A 6,155-nucleotide genomic window follows, 5' to 3' on the forward strand; every position below is an offset into this window, starting at 1 on the left:
CACGGCGCCATCGGACATCAAAGCCAAAGATTAATCCCGATGTTAAATTTGGCACCGATCGTGACAGGCGCCCGTTGGCAATGTGCCCATATCCAACAAAGTCCCGGGGCTTGTGTCACCTACACCAATGGAATCACCGATATATAAACCAGGCGTAGGTCGGACAAGCGCCGGTGCGGTGTTAATCATGAATACCCAAGCCAAAGCGCGCCTCCGACATTGGCGGCCAAATTTCGCACTGAACGTGACAGGCGCCCGTTGACAATGTGCCTATATCCAACAAAGTCCCGGGGCTTGTGTCATCGACGCCAATGGCGCCTTTGGATTACTTTACTTGCTTGGCTTCTTCGCGAATACGTGTGATGAGCTCGGACGATTGGGCTTGATGTTTGAGTACGATATCAACGGTGAAAGGAAGCGTCGATTGCTCGAGTTTATCTTGTATTATTGCAAGATCATCGAATGTTAATGCGTTGCCCTCAAGCATGATGTCGATATCGGAATTATCTCTAAATGTGCCGGTTGCGCGAGAGCCAAAGATCCAGGCGTGTTGGACGCCAGGGTGGCTGAATACCATATCCTGGAGCAGTTGAAATTGATGCGGTTTTAACCCCATATCCATCATCAACGTGGCATTATTGCCCACTTTTATTCTCCAAATAACGCATTATCTCGGCAATAATAGGTGCGTAATGTTTGACGATCAGTCTTTGTGCCTCAAGGGCATTTTTTTCATCGTAGGTATGCGAAAGCAAGTTTCGCTTTACTAGCGCGTCAAGCAAGGTTTCACACTGATCTGACGACAGATGGTTGGCTTCTAACGTTGTGCGAATAACACTGCGCGGCGATGCAACATCAAACCCTTCATAGTTTAATAAGTCTTTTAAGGTTTTCCACATGAGCTCAAAAGTAAACTCAAACGTTTGTACGAGGCCTGCCAGCTCAAGTTCATTATAGCTTTCTTGCCCGCAAGCGTTTTCAAGCCGACGTTGTGCTTTAATCAGGTTTTGAAGTCGAAGTTGCCAGCGCTCTAGGTGTGTATCCGTCATTTTCATCTCGTTGCAGGGTTAAGGAGTCGATCCCCGAATTGTGCCATACGCCTATACAACCACCGATATATAAACCAGGCGTAGGTCGGCATAAGCGCCAGCACAGTGCCAATAAGTATCACAATGTGGGCCGCGCGCCATCCGACATCGGCGGTTAAATTTGGCGTCGATCGTGACTGGGGCCCGTTGACAAGGTGCACTTATCCAACATCTTGCAGAGACTTGTGTCATCGACGCCAATGGTATCATCGGCATTTAAATTATCGTTCTGCACGGGTAATAGCTCAATACAAATTCCACGAAGGATGATAACTCCCTCTTTTAACTTCACGATGAAATGAGGAATACGGCCAATCAACGACGCGCTCAACCCAACCATGTTTAACCGGATTGAAATGCACATAATCAAAATGATGCTTAAAATCTCGCTCATCCCTGATTGTATGCTCCCAAAACCGATCTTGCCATACCATCCCTTTTCCTGTAACGAGTCGCTTATCAATTCGCGACACACTTTTAGTAAATAGCTTCTTTATCTCGCGCCAACTAGTTGAATAATCTGAGTCATTATCGGGAAGTGTCCAAATAGCATGTAAATGATCAGGTAAAACAACCCAAGCATCGATTTGAAAAGGACGAGACGCTTTGACGGTTGCCACCGCTGAACGCAGTAACCTTATATGCTCCGTGAGCAATTGCATCTCTCTGTCGTGTAGATTTACCGTAAAAAAATACGTGCCACCATGTGCATAATTTCTCCGATACCGCATTCCAGGCTCTCTTTTGCCACCTTCACATACGATCAAGTGACGCGAACCCAAGGCAGGAATCAAGTTTCATTACAATAAATTAGAATTCAGCCGAGAAACAAGATCGAAAGTGTTTGTTGTGCAGGGATTTGTGTCACCGTCGCCAATGGCACCACCGATATACAAACCAAGCGTAGGTCGGCATAAGCGCTAGCACAGTGCCAGTCATGAATACCCAAGCCGGCCGCGCGCCATCCGACATTGAGGCCAAAATTGGCGCCGAACGTAACAGGCGCAGTGCATCAACGAACACATTCTTAGTGTACTGTGTACCCATCGTTTCGTTAGGTTATGTTGACATCGGGTACTTAGTACACATACTATAAGGTATAAGGAGCTCCAAACGTGAGCCACGCACTCCATTTTATTGAGACCCCAACATTTACCAGATTAATTACTGCACTCGCATCTGATGATGAATTGAAAGAGCTACAGAGCGAACTCATCACTCAACCCGAAAAGGGCGATCTGATTCAAGGTACAGGTGGGCTAAGAAAAGTCAGGATGGCCAAGAAAGGGCAAGGAAAGAGCGGGAGTCTAAGGGTCCTATATTATTTTGCTCACGCTGAAACCATTTATTTAGTGTATGTGTATGCTAAAGCAACGCAAGAAACTTTGACACATGAAGAGAAAAAGCAGTTGAAAGAACTAGTTAAACAACTTCGAGGTAATGGGAAATGAGTATTTTTGCAGATCTTAAGATGTCCCTTGAAGAGGCAGTCGAAATCAAGAAAGAAAACATGGAGCCCTCTCGTGTTACTTCTTATGCCATTGAAGACGTTAAGGCTATTCGTGAAGATATTCTGAATGTATCGCGCTCTGAGTTTGCCAAAGCAATGAGCGTGAGTGTTGAGACAGTAAAAAGCTGGGAAAATAAGCGTCGTAACCCCTCAGGCTTAGCGGCGAAGGTGCTTCACACTATTAAAGATAACCCTGAGTTTTATAAAGCATTAGAAGCTCATTAGTGGCAGCAAGTTGTTTATATTACCTAAGAAATCTATAGGTCGGACAAGCGCCAGCACAATGCCAATCAATATCACGATGTGTGCCGCGCGCCCGTTGCACGGCGCCTCCGACATGAAAGCCAAATTTGGCGGCGATGTTAAATTTGGCACTGATCGTGAAAGGCACCCGTTGGCCCAATGCGTCATATCGACATCTTACCGGGGCTTGTGTCACCTACACCAATGGGATCATCGATATATAAACCAGGCGTAGGTCGGACAAGCGCCGGTGCGGTGTTAATCATGAATACCCAAGCCAAAGCGCGCCTCCGACATGAGCGGTTATACTTAGCACTGCTCGTGACAGGCGCCCACCGACATCAGTCTGCGGACGCTCCCCACGCCCTCACAACCCCCTAGTTAACGATCAGCCCTTACTGTGAGAAATGGCCGGAAATAATTTGACATATATTTGACTGTCTGATGACAGATCGATAATCTGCGTGTTCGCTTTTTTAGACGAAAAGAATAATAAACTGGCTAGAGACAATGATCTATTTACAGAACCATAAGCCTATTGGCAGCGGACAAACCCGAGACTGCTACCAGCATCCCCACGACTCAACAAAGTGCATTAAAATCATGAAAGCGAATCAGCCGAGTGATGTGAACGCAAGGGAGTGGGACTATTATCAGTATCTAATCAAGAAGCATGTAGATACCAGCCATTTACCGCAATGTTATGGATTTATCGACACAGATTTAGGCGCAGGGTTAGTCTTTGATTTTATTGGGGAAAATGGCGGAGAAACCTTTTTAAGCTTACTGGAGAAGGACAAGCTATCTCGAGAAAAGGCGTCCAAGATATTTGTTGGTGTCGAACAATATTTGAAAGACACCAAGATTTGTTTTATCGATACCAATTTGAACAACATTGTGGTGGATAAAGATAACTTCTACATCATTGACGGCATTGTTCCTCCTAAAGAAAAACGCGCTTGGCTATATCAAAAGGTACCACTAATCAGTCGTTGGCGAACGCAAAAATCGCTTAAGCCTGCCAAAAGAAAGCTTGAAAAGCTACTCATCGGCGAGCCAGTAGAAAATGTGGGATGTGGTGACACCGAAATCGCGTGAATTAACCAGTGTCCCATTGGCAACTTGCGTATACGCAACATCATGCCGGAACTATTTTCGTCCCCTAACGGACCAGCAAAACATAAACCAGGCGTAGGTCGGACAAGCGCCAGCACTATGTTAACTTGAGTCTCGGTCTAGCCTGCGCGCCTCCGACATCATGGTCAAATTTGACAACGATCGTGACAGGCGCCCGTTGACAATGTGCCCATATCCAACAAAGTCCCGGGGCTTGTGTCATCGTCGCCAATGGAATCACCGATATATAAACCAGGCGTAGGTCGGACAAGCGCCGGTGCGGTGTTAATCATGAATACCCAAGCCAAAGCGCGCCTCCGACATTGGCGGYCAAATTTSGCACYGAWCGTGACAGGCGCCCAGTYGGCAATGTGCACATACCCAACACCTTGCMGGGGCTTGTGTCACCTACGCCAATGGCACCATCGATGTATAAATTTTGTCATTGTATGCATTCCCACGCAGGAGCGTGGGAACGAGTAAAATATTGGAGCCGATCGTGAATGGCATCATTGACGTTAAAGTATGTGTAGGTCGGCATAAGCGCCTTCTCGATCGCACAAGCTTGGCGTGATTTCCGCCGCGCGCCCGTTGCACGGCGCCATCCGACATGAAAGCCAAATTTGGCACCGATCGTGACAGGCGCCCAGTTGGCAATGTGCACATACCCAACACCTTGCCGGGCCTTGTGTCACCTACGCCAATAGCACCATCGATGTATAAATTTTGTCATTGTATGCATTCCCACGCAGGAGCGTGGGAACGAGTAATCGTAGCCAATGGAACCATCGATATATAAACCAGGCGTAGGTCGGACAAGCGCCGGTGCGGTGTGAATCATGAATACCCAAGCCAAAGCGCGCCTCCGACATTGGCGGCCAAATTTCGCACCGATGTTAAATTTGGCACCGATCGTGACAGGCGCCCGTTGGCAATCTTACACCTATCCAATATCGCGTAAGGGCTTGTGTCACCTACACCAATGGCACCACCGGTTATTTACTCCGCATCCTCCGCCAGTGCCGCGCCGTGGTGGGTGAGGCCACACAACATAGTTGGCATGGCGTTGAAGATTTCCTCAAACTGTGCCAACTCTTCTGCGCCTTGTGCTTCCATGGTAGAAAGGGCAGTTTCTGGATCGTAAAGCAAGCTGATAGAAAGCACGACACCGCCGAGTAGGGCATTGCCATCGGTGTTTTCCGGCATCAATGTTTCCCAGTCATCACGGGTGAGGCTCCAGCCTTGCAACAAGCCTTCGGCGAAATCGCGCGTGGCTTGGTTGACAATTTCGGCGTCATCCAACAAACACCCTTCCGGCCACTGCCAATTTTTTTCCAACAGCTGTTGGCGCTGCGCATTCCAAATATCGACAATCAGGTTCGCGTACTGCTCAAACTGCTCATGGCTTTCAAATGGCGCTTGCTCGTCACCTCCCCACATTACCGGGAGCCACTCACTGGGGCTAATGACATGGGGCGCGGCAGCCATGGCGGTCACCACACCACGGGTTTGCATTTCGTTAAGCAGTTGCGCGCTATCAGCATGTTGGATAAGGAATTCGGATAAAGTCATCAGGCTCTCATTCGTATTCGATTTGTGTGCTGAGTTTAACAGCTTTCATGCTCACTTGCTTCCAGCTGATGTTATCCATATAGATGCAACTGGTGATGGAATAGCCATTTAAACCTAAACCTATCACCAACAACTTGACCGCAAAGCAGCAACTCTCTATAGTACGCCCCGTTAACGCGACAGTGGGGTTATAAGTCACCCAGTGTAAACGTCGTTTAACACACAATATGGTGAGGTGTCCGAGTGGCTGAAGGAGCACGCCTGGAAAGCGTGTATACGGCAACGTATCGAGGGTTCGAATCCCTCTCTCACCGCCATCATTAAAAAAACCGCCCGCGTGGCGGTTTTTTGCTATTTGGTTTTTGCTATTTGTTTTTGCGCAGCATCTAATGCGTCTTGGCACAGCACTCTCAATCCGTTTCACGCTCCGTAAGTAGCGATCTCAGCCTATGTTAACACGCAAGTTTTTTAACGCTTGGCCTTGGGTTAACTCACCAAACAATAGGCGTTTGATGATTTTGTTCGCTTCGGTTGTACGCTCTGCGGCACTGACAGCCAGGGTGTTTTTTGAGGCTTTTCAAGTTAAGAGTAAAATATTACTCATTAAAATGAGGTTAGAGTATTTA

General features: G+C 47.6%; 7 protein-coding genes, 1 tRNA gene and 1 pseudogene. 4 read left to right on the forward strand and 5 right to left on the reverse strand.

The window, feature by feature from the left end:
• Positions 1-325 precede the first annotated feature (325 nt).
• The 3 genes from BZG14_RS14320 to BZG14_RS14330 all read right to left on the reverse strand — a co-directional run bounded on the left by BZG14_RS14320 (position 326) and on the right by BZG14_RS14330 (position 1,819).
• Positions 326-646, reverse strand: coding sequence for a nucleotidyltransferase family protein (locus BZG14_RS14320; protein ID WP_443509109.1), 321 nt, complete (start codon positions 644-646; stop codon positions 326-328).
• Positions 636-1,049 carry an HI0074 family nucleotidyltransferase substrate-binding subunit gene (locus BZG14_RS14325; protein ID WP_077609044.1) on the reverse strand — a complete coding sequence of 138 codons (414 nt, stop codon included), beginning with the start codon at positions 1,047-1,049 and terminating at the stop codon, positions 636-638. Before BZG14_RS14325 ends, BZG14_RS14320 begins: the two co-directional genes overlap by 11 nt.
• Before the next feature lie 284 nt (positions 1,050-1,333).
• A complete protein-coding gene (locus tag BZG14_RS14330; RefSeq protein ID WP_077609045.1) occupies positions 1,334-1,819 on the reverse strand; it encodes an REP-associated tyrosine transposase in 486 nt (161 codons plus the stop codon).
• Between the two features lie 384 nt (positions 1,820-2,203).
• Between BZG14_RS14330 and BZG14_RS14335 the strand changes: the two genes are divergently transcribed.
• The 3 genes from BZG14_RS14335 (at position 2,204) to BZG14_RS14345 (ending at position 3,939) form a co-directional block, all read left to right on the forward strand.
• Positions 2,204-2,539, forward strand: coding sequence for a type II toxin-antitoxin system RelE/ParE family toxin (locus BZG14_RS14335; RefSeq protein WP_077609046.1), 336 nt, complete (start codon positions 2,204-2,206; stop codon positions 2,537-2,539).
• Positions 2,536-2,823 (forward strand): NadS family protein, encoded by a 288-nt coding sequence (nadS, locus tag BZG14_RS14340; protein WP_077609047.1) that lies wholly within the window; start codon positions 2,536-2,538, stop codon positions 2,821-2,823. The genes BZG14_RS14335 and nadS overlap by 4 nt, the downstream gene beginning before the upstream one ends.
• A 528-nt stretch (positions 2,824-3,351) precedes the next feature.
• Positions 3,352-3,939: a YrbL family protein gene (locus tag BZG14_RS14345; RefSeq protein WP_077609048.1), complete on the forward strand. Its 588-nt coding sequence runs from the start codon at positions 3,352-3,354 to the stop codon at positions 3,937-3,939.
• A gap of 1,017 nt (positions 3,940-4,956) precedes the next feature.
• On the opposite strand, the gene BZG14_RS14350 is transcribed toward BZG14_RS14345, so the two are convergent.
• Positions 4,957-5,529: a UPF0149 family protein gene (locus tag BZG14_RS14350; protein ID WP_077577274.1), complete on the reverse strand. Its 573-nt coding sequence runs from the start codon at positions 5,527-5,529 to the stop codon at positions 4,957-4,959.
• Positions 5,530-5,758: 229 nt separating this feature from the next.
• Between BZG14_RS14350 and BZG14_RS14355 the strand changes: the two genes are divergently transcribed.
• A tRNA-Ser gene (locus tag BZG14_RS14355) sits at positions 5,759-5,846 on the forward strand.
• Between the two features lie 131 nt (positions 5,847-5,977).
• Here BZG14_RS14355 and BZG14_RS14360 read toward each other — a convergent pair.
• Positions 5,978-6,106: pseudogene (locus tag BZG14_RS14360) on the reverse strand (transcriptional regulator); the annotation flags it as partial.
• Between the last annotated feature and the right edge of the window lie 49 nt (positions 6,107-6,155).

It is taken from the genome of Salinivibrio sp. IB282, assembly GCF_001995685.1.
GTDB classification, from domain to species: Bacteria; Pseudomonadota; Gammaproteobacteria; order Enterobacterales; family Vibrionaceae; genus Salinivibrio; species Salinivibrio kushneri.

Excerpts from the sequence above, each read along its gene's own strand:
- BZG14_RS14325 (WP_077609044.1), bottom strand. The coding sequence starts at position 1,049 with ATGACGGATACACACCTAGAGCGCTGGCAACTTCGACTTCAAAACCTG.
- BZG14_RS14330 (WP_077609045.1), bottom strand. The coding sequence starts at position 1,819 with ATGCGGTATCGGAGAAATTATGCACATGGTGGCACGTATTTTTTTACG.
- nadS (WP_077609047.1), top strand. The coding sequence starts at position 2,536 with ATGAGTATTTTTGCAGATCTTAAGATGTCCCTTGAAGAGGCAGTCGAA.
- BZG14_RS14345 (WP_077609048.1), top strand. The coding sequence starts at position 3,352 with ATGATCTATTTACAGAACCATAAGCCTATTGGCAGCGGACAAACCCGA.
- BZG14_RS14350 (WP_077577274.1), bottom strand. The coding sequence starts at position 5,529 with ATGACTTTATCCGAATTCCTTATCCAACATGCTGATAGCGCGCAACTG.